The following is a 13,498-nucleotide window of genomic DNA, read 5'->3' on the forward strand; positions in this document are numbered from 1 at the left end:
TCCAGCGTCAGGGCAACTTCAATGCTATGTGGCCGGGGTGTTGTTTGATCACGTTGTACGGCAGGACGCTCCATTCCACGTTTCGGCACATGGCTTGGTTGTGAGCAAAGGAAGGCAGCAACTTGATGCCTTGGTCGGTGAAGTACCAGGCGGGGAAGATCCACGGCTGCTCTTCAGCGTAGACGCAGCCATCATTACGGTCGGTCGTGGTGGTGACTTCCTCGGGATAGAGCGTACGCAATTGGCCTACCAGCCACGGTGCCAATTCTTTGGTGCGATATTCGGAATAGGCGAGATCAGCATCATAGGAAGCCTTGTCGTCGAGCTGACTTAGTTCGAAATATTGAGGTTCGCCCTGCCCTATCCAAAGCACATCTTCCAGCGCCAGGGGCTTGCCGGTCTTGGTATCGAGATTGAACGGCATGTCCCTCTCATCCGAATACGACCCGCCACAGTTGTACTCGGCCGTGATGTTCACGCTGATCACCGAGGGTGACATCCATAGCGGATCGGCTTTTTGGCTGTAGACGTACATGCCGGGCTGGGTGAGGCAGTCGTGAAAGCTGACGACTTGCTGCCACAATCGCCCCATTAATTGTTGATTGATGCGCTGAAGCTCTCCGGCGCTGTAACCCGAAACCACTTCAAACAACGACATCCCGGATTGCGGTTCGCTCCACCATCGCAGCGTGTAGCCCATGAAGTCTTGGGTCTGGCCTTGTTTGAGTTTCATGCCTTGCAGGCGAAGGTATTCGTATGGCGACTTGTCGTGAAGTTGAGCGAGAAAAGGCAAGGTTCCGGCAGGCACCGGCACAAGCCTGGCTTGCTGAAGTTCTATCCTCAGGACTTTGCCCTTGGGACTGGTCCATTCGCCAGACAAACCTTCTGCCTTGGGTCGCAGGCGAATGCTCGGGCGAGGTTCATCCTCGTCTTCGCCCTCATCCAAGACAAGTTCCTCCCCCTCCTTCGTACCGCTGAGCATCAGGTCCTGACGATACTTTTGGTAGAAGTAACGGCCGTCACCGGAGCTGGGGTTCACTTCAAGCACAATCGGCGCTTTGCCCAAGGTTCCGGTGTAGACCTGCATGACGTTATCGGCCCAGAGATCATTAGAAAATATTGAGCACATCAATACGAAAACGCCGGTCAGGCGACACAATCCATTGAACATCAAATCATCCTTGGGTAAATGCAGCCTTAGGGCAGTTGCAACGCCACGCCGCCGGGGTGTTGCTTGACGACGTTGTAGGGCAGAACGCTCCAGTCAACATACGCGCACGGGGCCTCCGCGTGGGAGAAGTTGGGTCCTAGCTTGATTCCGTTTTCTGTGAAATACCAAGTGGGGAATTGCCAATGATCTTCTTCATTGTAAGCGCAGTTCTCATCGCTACCGGGCAACATCTGATCGGGATAAAGCTCACGTAACTGCCCAACAAGCCAAGGCGCAAATTCTTTGCTGCGGTACTCGAAATACGCATTGAATGCGCCAGAGGACTGTTCGTTATTTCCCTCTTCGTAATGCAGAGGGCTGCCCCGGCCCACCCAGAGCACATCCTCAAGCGTCAGAGAATTACCGGTTTTGGCATCCAGATTGATTGGAGCCTCACTGTTATCCGGGTGCGGGCCACCACAGTTGACCTCAGTACTGACGTCCACGCTGATGACCGCAGGTGTAATCAACAACGGTTTGATCGTTTGGATATAGAACGCCCCTCCACTGCCGGCGAAACATTCGTAATATCCCACCACTTCCTGCCACAAACGCCCCATCAACAACTGATTGATACGTTCGCGCGCTTCGGGGGTGTAGCCAGAAACAATCTCAAAAATCGTCAACTTTGTTTGCGGCTCGCTCCACCATTGCAGTGAGTAGCCATTGAACGTTTCCGTCTTTCCTCGTTTGAGTTGCACACCTTGAAGACGTCGATATTCGTAAGGTTCAGAGTCATGGAGCTTGACCAAATATGGAAGAGTACTGGCGGGGATCACAGTCTGCTTGGCCTCCACCAGTTCTATCTTCAGCGTCTTGCCTTCGTCGTTGCTCCAATCTCCCCATAACCGATTGGGCTCGATATGCAGCTGAATTTTGGGCAGAGGTAGTTTGTCTCCGTAAGACTGCTCACCTTCATCGAGTACCAACATCTCTCCATTCTTAATGCCGTGGAGAGTCAAATCCTTACGATATTTTTGATAGAAGTAGCGACCGCTGATGTTCTCAGCGTTAGCAGTTTCCAATTCCATAACGATGGGCATCTTGCCCAGCGTACCGGTGAAGACGCGTCTTCCGTCCTCAGCGTGGGCGGTAGCACCCAGCATAATTAGCAGCGCGGCCACTGGCGCCAGGCGTAGCAATCCTTTGAGCATCGATCAATCCCTGAATAAGTCGGAGCAGCGCCGGACAGAGGATACGCGGCGCAAGCTTAGCGGCGCGGATTATGGCCGGGTTGCGAAGGGGAATCGAGGTCATTGCACGCTTTAACTCAGCATCATGCTGACCATCACCAACACCAGCAATCCAATATAAACCCGCGCATGAACCAGATCCGGTATCCGCCCGATCCACGGCGCAGCCAATCGAATCCCCGCCAACGACCCCATCGTCAAAACCGCAAACGCCAGCAGATCCACATAACCCACAAACCACGTGCCCAGATCAAACTCGGCGAACGCCGCCATTGCCATGTAAGTCGCTGTTCCGGCGAGCGCTACCGGCAGGCTTAGCGGATTGGCCATGGACGTCGCGTGACTCATGCTCAACCCACATCGCCGCAAAAGTGGCACGGTCATGACGCTGCCGCCTACGCCAAGAAACGTGGCAATCATGCCGATTCCTACACCGCCGCCAGACTGTTCTGCCCTCCCCAATCGCCGTGGAATTGCAGTGTCGGGTGCGGTCAGAAATCCGCGTCTGAACAAGCAATCCACAATGGTCACGGCCAGGTAGGTGATGAAGGCGTAACGAATCAGTTCGCCACTGACCCACGTCGCGGCCACGGCGCCGACCGTTGCGCCCAAGCCGATGAAGCCACCCAACGGCCACAGGTAATGGCGAATGAGATTACCCGCGCGGTGGTGTTTTCGGGTGGCGATCAGTGCGTTGACGATCATTACGCAGGTCGAAGTCGCCACGGCGATGTGCATCGCCGATTGTCCGATCGGGTCATCGCTGCCGTGGCTGGCGGTTAACAAGCGGTACAGCAATGGCACCACAACGAAGCCGCCGCCGAAGCCGAACAGCACGGCGGTGATACCGGTCATGCAGCCGAAAAATGCCAGCAATAGATAAAACATCACGCGTCGTCCATTGATTAAGAGCGCTCGACAATAGAGCGAAGTGCCTTGGCCGGCTTCAGCAGGTCAGCCAATAATGTTCGCGTTTACGCCAACTGCCGGAAGCTGCTTGATGCGCAACATTTCGATTGATCTGCTGGATGAAACACCCCGCCCCGTTGTGGCCATCGGCACGGACTATTCCCACGGCCATTTGTTGCCCCGTCATACACATCGGCGGGCACAACTCCTCTACGGCGCAACGGGTGTGATGCAGGTCAGCACGCACGACGGCAATTGGGTGGTGCCGCCGCAACGGGCGGTGTGGATTCCGGCAGGTGTGGCGCATGAGGTAACGATGCTGGGGGTGAGCACGCGCAGCGTGTACATCGAACCGGGTGTGGTTGATCTGGGGGCTCGTTGCCAGGTCATCAGTGTGTCGCCGTTGATGCGGCACTTATTGATGGAGGCGGTGGAGATCCCGCTGGCGTATGACGAGACCGGGCGCGATGGCGTGCTGATCGACTTGTTGCTGCATGAGCTGGCGCGCAGTACTAACTTGCCGCTGCATATTCCTCTACCGGTCGATGCGCGGTTGCTGGAGTTGTGCCAAGGCTTCTTGCAGCGCCCCGATGCTCATCAATCGCCGCAGCAATGGGCCGATCAATTGCACGTCAGCCTGCGCACGTTCAATCGGCTGTTTCGCCAACAGACGGAGCTGAGCTTCAGCCAATGGCGGCAACGGGCCTGCGTGATACTGGCCCTGGCCCGGTTAGCGGCGGGCGACCCCGTGACGCGAATAGCCCTGGACTTCGGTTATGACAGCCCGGGGGCTTTCTCGACCATGTTTCGCCGCGTGTTGGGACAGGCACCGTCCGTCTGGATGGATGCCGCGAAATAGCAAAAATCAAAAATTGAGTTTGATCCGGGCGCAAAACAACTGTACAAAATCACAGTACTTTTTGGATTAGCACTCTCGAGCCCGGAGAACACCATGGCCTCTCTTGCGATGAAAATCACCCTGGAACGTATCGCCCTTTTCCAATTCACCCCGTCCCACTGTGCCCAGGCCCGAGCGATGCTGGGTTGGAGTGTGGAAGAGCTTTCGCAGGAATCCGGTGTCTCCGTGGACGCCATCCAACGATTTGAGGCCGAGCGCGATGTGCTGGATGTCACCCGGCTGGCGTTGGCGTATCGGTTTGAATCGGAAGGTCTGGTGTTCTTCCCCGGTTTTGCGCCGGGTCGAGGGATGAATGTGCGAGGGTCGACGCCTGATCCGGTGGGTCGGGCGGACTATGCGATGGTCGAGTGAGGTGTCAGCTGATGAATGGATTCGATGAATACAACCGCCGCGGTCATCCGTCGTCGGGGGATGCCAATGTGGGCGAGATGAGGGCCAAGGCCGAAACTCTGATGAAGGTCGGGATGCTTCTCGACACCGGTCAGTTGGGTAAGGCTGAAGCGGCGCTGAGGCTTGGGCTGTCGTCGTTGGAGCTGGATGAAATTCTCGACGGCAACGTTCGCGATCTGACGCTGGCGAAGATCGCGGGCCGCTCCAAAGCGGGCGGCCCGCCGGCAGAGGATCAAGCGCTCTGAGGCGCGGTCTGCTCATTTTCTTCTTCCACGCCCGACCACCAGGCGTTCCCCCGCTGCGGGTACATGACGTTGAACGCCTCGCCCATTTGCGGGGTGGTGATCGACACATTTCGCTCCCAGGCCAACGCCAATATCCGGTCGAAGGGTTCATACCAGGCGTGCATCGACAGGTCGAAGGTGCCGTTGTGAATCGGCAATAACCAACGGCCTTTGAGGTCGATGTGCGCTTGCAGGGTTTGCTCGGGCTGCATGTGCACGTGCGGCCACTCGACGTTGTAGGCACCGGTTTCCATGAGGGTCAGGTCGAACGGGCCGTGCTGTTCGCCGATGCGTTTGAAGCCATCGAAATAACCACTGTCGCCGCTGAAGAAGATCCGCGTGTCGCCGTCGATCATCACCCACGAGGCCCAGAGCGTGCTGTTGCCATCGAACAGGCCCCGCCCGGAAAAGTGTTGCGACGGCGTGGCGATGAACTGCATGCCATCGACTTCGGTGCCCTGCCACCAATCCAGTTGGCGCACTTTGCTGGCGTCGATGCCCCACTTGATCAACGTGTCGCCCACGCCCAGCGGGGTCAGGAAGTAGTTGGCCTTGTCCGCCAGTTTGAGCACCGCTTCATAGTCGAGGTGGTCGTAGTGATCGTGGGACAGGATCACCGCTTCAATCGGTGGCAATTGTTCCAGGCTGATTGGCGGCTGGTGGAAACGCTTCGGGCCGGCCCACTGCACCGGAGAGGCGCGCTCGGCGAAGACCGGGTCGGTGATCCAGAATTTGTCTCGCAACTTCAGCAGCACGGTGGAATGGCCGAGTCGGTAAACGCTGTGGTTGGGAGCAGCGATCAACGCGGCTTGGGTCAAGGCTTGCACCGGAACGGGTGCCGTCGGGCGGGTGTCGCTCGGCTTGTGGAAGACCATCTTCCACATGATGCGCAACATCTTACGAAAGCCTTCACGCTGCACGGGTGAATGGTTGCGAAAGAGTCCTTCTACCTGACGGGACGATTCAGGTGTGGGGGCAACATTTTCCGTTGAGGACATTGAAGTGGCCATAACTGAGTGACTCCAGATAAACCGCAAATGGCGGCTTCCACGGTGGGACAATAATTGGCCAAGGCACGCACGCATCAGCCGGAGACTCTATTCTTGACGGTGCAGGATTAACAAAACATTACACTGCACAGTGTAGTTTCTAGGTTGCATCAAACCTGTTCACAAGTAAACTACCAAGTGTAATTCTCCATTGCCTCCTGCCGAAGCGTACTTATGACAGCTCCACAGCGACTCACCGACCGTAAACGCGAAGCCATCATTCAGGCGGCCATTGCCGAATTCCGTGCCAACGGTTTCGACATCACCAGCATGGACAAGATCGCGGCCACCGCCGGCGTGTCGAAGCGCACGGTGTACAACCACTTTCCGAGCAAGGAAGAGTTGTTCGCCGAAATCCTCAATCAATTGTGGGCGCGGGTGACGGCCGAGCAGGAAACCTCCTACCACCACGATCAGCCACTGCGCGAGCAAATGCGCCTGATGTTGAAGGCAAAGTTGCAGATGCTGGGCGATGACAATTTTCTCGACCTGGCGCGGGTTGCCATTGCTGCCACCATCCATTCCCCCGAGCGCGCACAGAACATGGTCGAGCGAATGGGCGAGCGTGAAGAAGGGCTGACGGTGTGGATTCGCGCCGCTCAGGCCGACGGTCGCCTGAAACAGGTCGACCCACAATTTGCAGCGCAACAGATCCAGGGAATGCTCAAGTCCTTTGCGTTCTGGCCGCAGATTTCCATGGGATTACCGGCGCTGCCGGAGGAGATGCAGAACACCGTGGTGGAGTCGGCGCTGGACATGTTCCTGGCCTGCTACCAGTGCTGAATCCAGGTGCAATAAATGACACGTTCTGCCGAGTGATCCCCCAACGCTCACTCTGAAAATAAACACTGAAATGTGTTTCAGAATGAAACTGGCGTGAGGGCTATAGTGACGCTAATTTCCAGCATCACGCAGAGAGCATCATGACCACCAAGCCTAAAGAAACCACTGCCGCGGCTCCCGTCGATCACCTGCGTTTTCACCGCCCTCACGCGCACCTGGAACCGACGTTCGGCAATGACAAGTTTGCCTTGCGCGCCGAGGCGTTTGCGCGGTTCTTCGGTACCCCGACCTTTCTGGGCGCCCAGACGTTGATTGTGGCGCTCTGGATATGCCTCAACGTTATTGGTGTGACCCACTTCGACGTCTATCCATTCATCCTGCTCAACCTGGCGTTCAGCCTGCAAGCAGCGTATGCCGCCCCCCTGATTCTGCTGGCCCAGACCCGCCAGGCAGCGCGCGACAAGGCCCAGTCCGACGCCGACGCGTTGCACCGGGAATCCCTCGCGGTGGCCAATAGTGAACGCCAGGCGCAAGCGGCGCAGAACACCGCGCAACTGCTGGCGTTGCTCGAGCAGAACACCCGGCTGACGGAAATGACCAAGAGCCTGACCGAACGCATCGAAAGCCTGACCTCGGAAGTGCATCAACATGTGTTGAACCACGATCAGCCGAAGACTTAACAACTGGTCAAGGCAATCGAAGCGCCCGCCCCAATTCATCAAACAACGTCACCACCGAGCGCAACGCTCGGCAATCCGGACGGGTCAGCAACCAGAGCGCGGTGTCGTATCCGTGCAAAGGGCCGGTCAGTGGTTGCAGCTGGTCACCGATCAAAAAGTCCGGTAACGCCGCGACCCCCAGTCCGGCGCGCACCAGTTCGGTCACCGACAGCATGCTGTTGCAGCGATAACCGGGCGTCACGCCGGGGAACTGCTGACGCCGCCACGCCACGGTGGGATGGTCGGGCAGAAAGTCATCCGGCGCGATCCAGGTCAGCGCAGCCAGGTCGTGCGCATCGACCGATCTCAGATACGCCGCGCTGGCGCAAACCCGGTAGGAAATATCCGCCAGACGTCGACCGACCAGATGCTCGGGCGGCGTGCGGGTCAGGCGCAAGGCAATGTCGGCATCGCGCCGGCTGAGGTTGGCGAAGTCGTTGGAAGTACTCAGTTCGAGGGTCAGCGCCGGGTAGGACGGCATGAACTGCGCCAGCGCCGGCAACAGCAAACCTTGCAGAACCGAATCGGTGCAGGTCAGGCGCACGGTGCCGCTGATGACTTCACCGCCCTGCTCCACGCCAATGCGCGCCGCGTCCAGCGCTTGTTCGGCGCGTTCCGCTTGCTCGGCCAGGGATTGCGCCAACGTGGTCGGCAGGTATCCGGCACGGCTTTTTTCGAACAGTTGCTGGCCCAACGCGGCTTCCAGTCGGCGAACGGCGCGGAACACCGTCGACACGTCGACCTTCAACAACGCCGAGGCCCGGGCCAGAGAGCCGCCGCGCACCAAGGCGAGGATCAGCGCCAGGTCTGGGTAGTCGAGCCGATAGTGCGTCGCTGCATTGATCACTTGGGTTAACGCCAATATTGAATGCGTGAACGCCAATCTATAGTGGGTACCAGGAATCAACAAGCGCAGAGATCACTCATGGAAACCACCGCAATCCGCATTGCCCTGATCGGTGACTACGACCCACAGGTCACCGCCCATCAAGCCATTCCCGTGGCGCTCGGCATGACGGCCGAACAGCTGAATCTGGATGTGCAATTTCAGTGGCTGGCCACCGATCACATCAACGCCGACACCCCTTTACAACACTTTGACGGTTTCTGGTGCGTGCCCGGTAGCCCGTATCGCGACATGGATGGCGCTCTGCGAGCGATCCGTTTTGCCCGTGAACAGCAGCGCCCGTTCCTCGGCACCTGCGGCGGTTTTCAACATGCGGTGCTTGAGTTCGCCCGAAACGTGTTGGGCTGGAAAGACGCCGAACACGGCGAAACCCACCCCGACGCAGCGCGCGCGTTGCTCACGCCATTGACCTGCTCACTGGTTGAGGCCGTGGACAGCATTCATCTGGTTGAAGGCTCGTTGATCGCCAAGGCGTACGAAAACGCTGAGATCAGCGAGGGATATCACTGCCGCTACGGGGTTAATCCGCAGTTCGAGCGTGAGTTATTGACCCAAAAGCTGCGCGCCGTTGGCCATGATTCAGCCGGTGACTTGCGGGCGGTGGAACTCCACGGTCATCCGTTTTTCGTCGCCACGCTGTTCCAGCCTGAACGCGCGGCGCTCAAGGGCACGCAACCGCCGCTGGTGCGCGCGTTGATCGAAGCCTGCGCGAGACAGAAATCATGATCGCCCCGACACCGGCAACGCCTTATTACGCGGTGATTTTTACCTCACTGCGCACCGAGGGTGACCAAGGTTACGCCGAGGCTGCCGAGCGCATGGTGGAACTGGCTCGTCAGCAACCGGGGTTTCTGGGTGTGGAATCGGCTCGGGGCGAGGATGGCTTGGGGATTACGGTGTCCTACTGGGCCAGTGAAGCGGCGATCCTGGCTTGGAAGCATCATCCCGAGCACAGCGAGATTCGCGAGCGTGGGCGCTCGACGTGGTACTCGGCGTGTCATACGCGGGTGTGCAAGGTTGAGCGCGATTATCGCTTTCAGCTTTAAAAGTTGCGCTGCCCTTCTGGCCGCCATCGCTGGCAAGCCAGCTCCCACATTGGTTTTGTGAACGACACATAACCCCTGTGGGAGCTGGCTTGCCTGCGATGGCGGCCGAACACTCAACACAAAAACATCAGCCCCGCACCAGACTCCGCACCGCCGCAATCTCCGGCACTTCCCGCCGACTAATGTACACCCGCAACGGCTCGGTGATGTTGATCCGGTCATCGATATTCTGGTCCAGCAATAACTGGATCAGCTCACGCTTGAGGGTCATGGCCTGCTCCGGTCCCGGTGCCCAGACAAACTCGCTGACAGGAATGATGCCGTCATCGGCGACGTCCATCCCGAAGGAATCTTCGCTGAAACGCACAATGTACTGGCCGGTCTTGCGATTGAGGCCGACGAAGCCTTTGAGTTGGTCGGCGGCCTGACAGATGAGTTCGGAAGTAATGCGCATATAAACCTCACAAAAAGGTCGTTAACGACCGGTGATCGATGGTTTACACGCAAGGCAAGCACTCGGATTTCCCTCTGCCGGGGAAACTGCCGACGCCAAGGGTACTGCAAAGAACCGCACAAAAGCGCTGGAAAAATCTGCTTTAAACACGTTTATGTCGGTCTGGCGATAGCGTAAGCGGCGCTCAGTTGTTAAAAGGTACGTCTTTGAAAATTCATCGCGAAAGGATCTCGACCATGCCTGTTACCTTCACTAAAAGCGCCCTGCTGCTGAGTGTGTTGCTCGGCCTCGGCCAGGCACAGGCCGCCAGCGAGCCAGGCCCGACTGCGCTGGCGACCCGTATGGGCATCCCTCACCCGGCCGTCATTGCCCATCGCGGCGCGTCGTTCGATGCACCGGAATCCACCGCCGCGTCCTACAAACTGGCCCGTGACCTGGGTGCCGACTACCTGGAAATGGACCTGCAACGCAGCAAGGACGGCGTGCTGTTTGCCCTGCACGACAACAACCTGCAACGCACCACTGATGTCGCGAGCAAATTCCCGGAGCGCAAGGACAGCCCGGCCAATGCGTTCACCATCGCCGAACTGAAAACCCTGGATGCCGGCAGCTGGTTCAACGCCGCCTACCCTGATCGTGCCCGTCCCTCCTACGCCGGCCTGAAGATTCTGACCCTCGACGAAATCATCGACATCGCCCAGGGCAATCCGCTGCACAAGCCAGGTCTGTACATCGAGACCAAGGAGCCCAAGCAATTTCCCGGCATCGAGCGTGACCTCAAGGAAAAACTCCAAGACCGTGGCTGGTTGAGTTCGGCGGGGTCGAAACTGGCCAAAAGCGAGTTGGCCGTCGGCCAGGGCAAAGGCAAGGTCGTGCTGCAAACCTTTGAGAAGAGCAGCCTGGAACTGCTGCAAAAAGAAATGCCGCAAGTGCCCAAGATCCTGTTGCTGTGGGTCGGCGAAGGCAGTATCGAGCCAAAATCCAAGGTGACGTTTGCCGAGTCCGGCGACAAGGACAAAGCGACCTACTACGCCAAGCAACAACCGAAGGACAAAGCAGAGTTCCAGCAATGGATCGATTACGCCAAGGCCCAGGGCGCAATCGGCACCGGCCCTTCTGCCGCGCTGACCAAGGGTGGCGATCAGAGCTACTCCGACCTGGTGCAACCGTGGATGAACCAATACACCCACGATCAGGGTCTGTTGGTGCACGTCTACACCATCGACGATGCCGTTGATTACCAGAAAGTCATGGACGCCGGTGTCGATGGCATCTTCACCAACCGCGCCAGTGAACTGCTGAAGTTTTACAAACGTCCGGCGGCGGGGACTGTTGCGCAGTTGTTGCAGAACAACGGGTACTGATCCAGAACCGAGGTGCGCCCATCGCGGGCAAGCCACGCTCCCACAGGGTCCATGTGGCCCTGTGGGAATCGGCTCGGAGGCAATACCGGAGGAATTAAGGGTGAATTAAGTTGCCTTGGTTAGCCTGATCCCACTTAAACGGATCACCCAAGGAAAGAACTTCATGAAAACCCTGACTGCCCTGTTCACTGCCGCGGCCCTGACATTCACCGCTGGCTTGGCCCATGCAGATGTCCGCGTCGACCAGATCCCTGAACTGGTCAAGAACGGCAAGATCAAGCCACTGGAAGACATGAACCAGGCCGCGCTGAAACTGCACCCGGGTGCGACCATCACCGACACCGATCTGGACAACCACTTCAATGGCTACGAGTACGAAGTGGAACTGAAAACCGCTGACGGCAAAGAATTCGACGTGGACTTCGACGCCGCCACCGGCAAAGTCCTGAGCAACAAACAAGACACCTGATGCACACAAAACAAAGCCGCACGATCTTCGGATCGTGCGGCTTTTTTTGCATGTCGGATTCACACAATAAGAGCGCGCCAATGCGGCGCCAGCCCGTTAGAATCCGACCACGGTGTTCACTCAGAGAAGATTGATATGGGGCAACCAGCGGCAGCAGACATTGCTACCATCGGTCGGATCAGCGCAGTACCAGCGATTCTTCAGGTGATTCGTGAATTGACGGGGCTACGCTTCGCGGCAGTGGCGCGGGTCACCGAAGACTCGTGGATCGCGTGTGCCGTACTCGATCAACTGGACTTCGGTCTGCAGGTCGGCGGCGAGCTAGAGGTGGTCACGACCCTGTGCCATGAAATTCGCCAGTCTCACCTCTCGGTGGTCATCGACAACGCCAGTGAAGATCCGCTCTACCGCGATCACCACACGCCTCGCCTCTATCAATTCGAAAGCTACATTTCCGTCCCGATCTACCGTACCGACGGTCGCTTTTTCGGCACCATCTGCGCCCTCGACCCTAATCCTGCCCCACTCAAATCCAGCACGATCCAGAGCACCATGGAGTCCTTCGCCCGGATGCTCGCGCTGCAGATCGAGGCCGAAGAAAAACTGCAAAAAACCGAAGCAGCCCTGCTACAGGAACGCGAAACCGCGGCGCTGCGCGAACAGTTCATCGCCGTACTCGGCCATGACCTGCGCAACCCTTTGTTCGCCATCAGCGCTGGTGCCGAAATGCTCCTGCGCAAACTCCCCGATCCAGCGAATCAGCAACGCGCTCGACACATCCTCACCAGCGCCCGACGTGCGACCCAGCTGGTCGATGATGTCCTGGATTTCGCCCGCGGCGCCTTGGGTCAGGGCATCCCGGTGAACATCGAGCGGTGTCCGGATCTGGAAAATGCGCTGCGGCACGTGATTTCTGAAATTCAGAGCATCCACCCCAATCGCACGCTGCGCGCATCCATTGGCGACCTGAACGGCATTGCATGCGATCGCGAACGGGTCGAACAACTGCTCTCCAATCTGGTGGCGAATGCGGTCGCCCACGGTGATCCCCACGGTGAAGTTGACGTCAGCGCGCAGATCCAGGCTGGGCAGTTCGTGCTGAGCGTGAAAAATCAGGGGCAGATTGCCAGCGACGCGCTGCCGCATCTGTTCCGCCCCTACTCGCGACCGGCCAGTGGAACACCGCAGACCGGCCTCGGGTTGGGGTTGTACATCGCCAGTCAGATTGCAAAGGCCCATGGTGGGGAACTGGGTGTGGTATCGACCGCGCAACAGGGCACGACCTTTACCTTCAGTCTGCCAATACGGACTTAAGCGGTCGTACTGACCAATGAACCCGATGTACTGGAATTGGATTCCTGCAAGGCCTGCAATAGCGACGCCGTCGCTGTCTGCAATGAACCCGAAGTGGTCGCTATCTGCGACTGAGCCGCCGCCACGTCGGCCGCTTTGGCGTCAGCACTTTCCTGCTTGGCCTGGGCGGCTTTGAGTTGCTGCTGTTCCTCCTGCAATTGCTTTTGCAGCTTGGCAATCTGCTTGCGCAGGGCTTTCACCGAATCGGATTCTTCGCTGCTGCTGGAGCCGCTGCCACTTGACGCGGCCGCGCCACCGGCAGACACCTTGGTGGTATCGGCAGACGTGGTGCCGGTTGCCGCGGCGGAAGTGTCCTCAGTCTTGTCACTGATCGTGGTTTTGCTGGTGGGCGTGGAGAGGGTTTGATTGATCGAGACGGAGCTGATGCTGACCATGGGATTGATCCAATAAGGGTTCTTGGTAATCCCGTCATCGACATCCGTTTAGCG

The 13,498-nt window shown here is 58.1% G+C and carries 17 protein-coding genes; 10 read left to right on the plus strand and 7 right to left on the minus strand.

Annotated features, from left to right (window positions below; all coding sequences use genetic code 11):
- Positions 1-7: 7 nt before the first annotated feature.
- The 3 genes from BLQ41_RS27960 to BLQ41_RS27970 all read right to left on the minus strand — a co-directional run bounded on the left by BLQ41_RS27960 (position 8) and on the right by BLQ41_RS27970 (position 3,291).
- Entirely contained in the window at positions 8-1,171 is a 1,164-nt protein-coding gene (locus BLQ41_RS27960; protein WP_090187172.1) for a hypothetical protein, read from the minus strand.
- A gap of 26 nt (positions 1,172-1,197) precedes the next feature.
- Positions 1,198-2,364, minus strand: coding sequence for a hypothetical protein (locus BLQ41_RS27965; protein ID WP_090187173.1), 1,167 nt, complete (start codon positions 2,362-2,364; stop codon positions 1,198-1,200).
- A 111-nt stretch (positions 2,365-2,475) separates the two neighbouring features.
- Positions 2,476-3,291 (minus strand): sulfite exporter TauE/SafE family protein, encoded by an 816-nt coding sequence (locus BLQ41_RS27970; RefSeq protein WP_090187175.1) that lies wholly within the window; start codon positions 3,289-3,291, stop codon positions 2,476-2,478.
- Positions 3,292-3,403: 112 nt separating this feature from the next.
- Here BLQ41_RS27970 and BLQ41_RS27975 point away from each other — a divergent pair, with 112 nt between their 5' ends.
- The 3 genes from BLQ41_RS27975 to BLQ41_RS27985 all read left to right on the plus strand — a co-directional run bounded on the left by BLQ41_RS27975 (position 3,404) and on the right by BLQ41_RS27985 (position 4,866).
- Positions 3,404-4,171 (plus strand): AraC family transcriptional regulator, encoded by a 768-nt coding sequence (locus tag BLQ41_RS27975; protein WP_090187177.1) that lies wholly within the window; start codon positions 3,404-3,406, stop codon positions 4,169-4,171.
- Positions 4,172-4,264: 93 nt separating this feature from the next.
- Positions 4,265-4,582, plus strand: a complete 318-nt coding sequence (locus BLQ41_RS27980; RefSeq protein WP_090187180.1) for a helix-turn-helix domain-containing protein — start codon at positions 4,265-4,267, stop codon at positions 4,580-4,582.
- An 11-nt stretch (positions 4,583-4,593) separates the two neighbouring features.
- Positions 4,594-4,866 carry a helix-turn-helix domain-containing protein gene (locus tag BLQ41_RS27985; protein WP_231997076.1) on the plus strand — a complete coding sequence of 91 codons (273 nt, stop codon included), beginning with the start codon at positions 4,594-4,596 and terminating at the stop codon, positions 4,864-4,866.
- Here the strand turns inward: BLQ41_RS27985 and BLQ41_RS27990 are convergent.
- Entirely contained in the window at positions 4,854-5,915 is a 1,062-nt protein-coding gene (locus BLQ41_RS27990) for an MBL fold metallo-hydrolase (RefSeq protein ID WP_090187181.1), read from the minus strand. The two genes, BLQ41_RS27985 and BLQ41_RS27990, sit on opposite strands and share 13 nt — an antisense overlap.
- 213 nt (positions 5,916-6,128) lie before the next feature.
- On the opposite strand from BLQ41_RS27990, the gene BLQ41_RS27995 reads away from it, so the two are divergent.
- Both BLQ41_RS27995 and BLQ41_RS28000 read left to right on the plus strand, forming a co-directional pair.
- Positions 6,129-6,737 (plus strand): TetR/AcrR family transcriptional regulator, encoded by a 609-nt coding sequence (locus BLQ41_RS27995; RefSeq protein WP_090187184.1) that lies wholly within the window; start codon positions 6,129-6,131, stop codon positions 6,735-6,737.
- Positions 6,738-6,877: 140 nt separating this feature from the next.
- The gene (locus BLQ41_RS28000; protein ID WP_090187186.1) at positions 6,878-7,417 is read left to right on the plus strand and encodes a DUF1003 domain-containing protein; all 540 of its coding nucleotides are present in this window, start codon (positions 6,878-6,880) and stop codon (positions 7,415-7,417) included.
- Between the two features lie 7 nt (positions 7,418-7,424).
- Here the strand turns inward: BLQ41_RS28000 and BLQ41_RS28005 are convergent, their stop codons facing one another.
- The gene (locus tag BLQ41_RS28005; protein ID WP_090187189.1) at positions 7,425-8,366 is read right to left on the minus strand and encodes a LysR family transcriptional regulator; all 942 of its coding nucleotides are present in this window, start codon (positions 8,364-8,366) and stop codon (positions 7,425-7,427) included.
- A 15-nt stretch (positions 8,367-8,381) separates the two neighbouring features.
- Between BLQ41_RS28005 and BLQ41_RS28010 the strand changes: the two genes are divergently transcribed.
- A complete protein-coding gene (locus BLQ41_RS28010; protein ID WP_090187192.1) occupies positions 8,382-9,089 on the plus strand; it encodes a CTP synthase C-terminal region-related (seleno)protein in 708 nt (235 codons plus the stop codon).
- Positions 9,086-9,409, plus strand: a complete 324-nt coding sequence (locus BLQ41_RS28015; RefSeq protein WP_090187195.1) for an antibiotic biosynthesis monooxygenase family protein — start codon at positions 9,086-9,088, stop codon at positions 9,407-9,409. The genes BLQ41_RS28010 and BLQ41_RS28015 overlap by 4 nt, the downstream gene beginning before the upstream one ends.
- A 127-nt stretch (positions 9,410-9,536) precedes the next feature.
- Here the strand turns inward: BLQ41_RS28015 and BLQ41_RS28020 are convergent, their stop codons facing one another.
- A complete protein-coding gene (locus tag BLQ41_RS28020) occupies positions 9,537-9,863 on the minus strand; it encodes a DUF2025 family protein (RefSeq protein ID WP_090187198.1) in 327 nt (108 codons plus the stop codon).
- 236 nt (positions 9,864-10,099) lie between these two features.
- On the opposite strand from BLQ41_RS28020, the gene BLQ41_RS28025 reads away from it, so the two are divergent.
- The 3 genes from BLQ41_RS28025 (at position 10,100) to BLQ41_RS28035 (ending at position 13,010) form a co-directional block, all read left to right on the plus strand.
- Positions 10,100-11,227: a glycerophosphodiester phosphodiesterase gene (locus BLQ41_RS28025; RefSeq protein WP_090187201.1), complete on the plus strand. Its 1,128-nt coding sequence runs from the start codon at positions 10,100-10,102 to the stop codon at positions 11,225-11,227.
- A gap of 163 nt (positions 11,228-11,390) precedes the next feature.
- Positions 11,391-11,696 (plus strand): PepSY domain-containing protein, encoded by a 306-nt coding sequence (locus BLQ41_RS28030; protein ID WP_090187204.1) that lies wholly within the window; start codon positions 11,391-11,393, stop codon positions 11,694-11,696.
- Between the two features lie 135 nt (positions 11,697-11,831).
- Positions 11,832-13,010, plus strand: coding sequence for a GAF domain-containing sensor histidine kinase (locus tag BLQ41_RS28035; RefSeq protein ID WP_090187206.1), 1,179 nt, complete (start codon positions 11,832-11,834; stop codon positions 13,008-13,010).
- Here the strand turns inward: BLQ41_RS28035 and BLQ41_RS28040 are convergent.
- Entirely contained in the window at positions 13,007-13,444 is a 438-nt protein-coding gene (locus BLQ41_RS28040) for a hypothetical protein (protein ID WP_090187209.1), read from the minus strand. The two genes, BLQ41_RS28035 and BLQ41_RS28040, sit on opposite strands and share 4 nt — an antisense overlap.
- Positions 13,445-13,498 lie beyond the last annotated feature (54 nt).

It is taken from the genome of Pseudomonas arsenicoxydans, from assembly GCF_900103875.1.
In the GTDB taxonomy this organism is placed as follows: Bacteria; Pseudomonadota; Gammaproteobacteria; order Pseudomonadales; family Pseudomonadaceae; genus Aquipseudomonas; species Aquipseudomonas arsenicoxydans.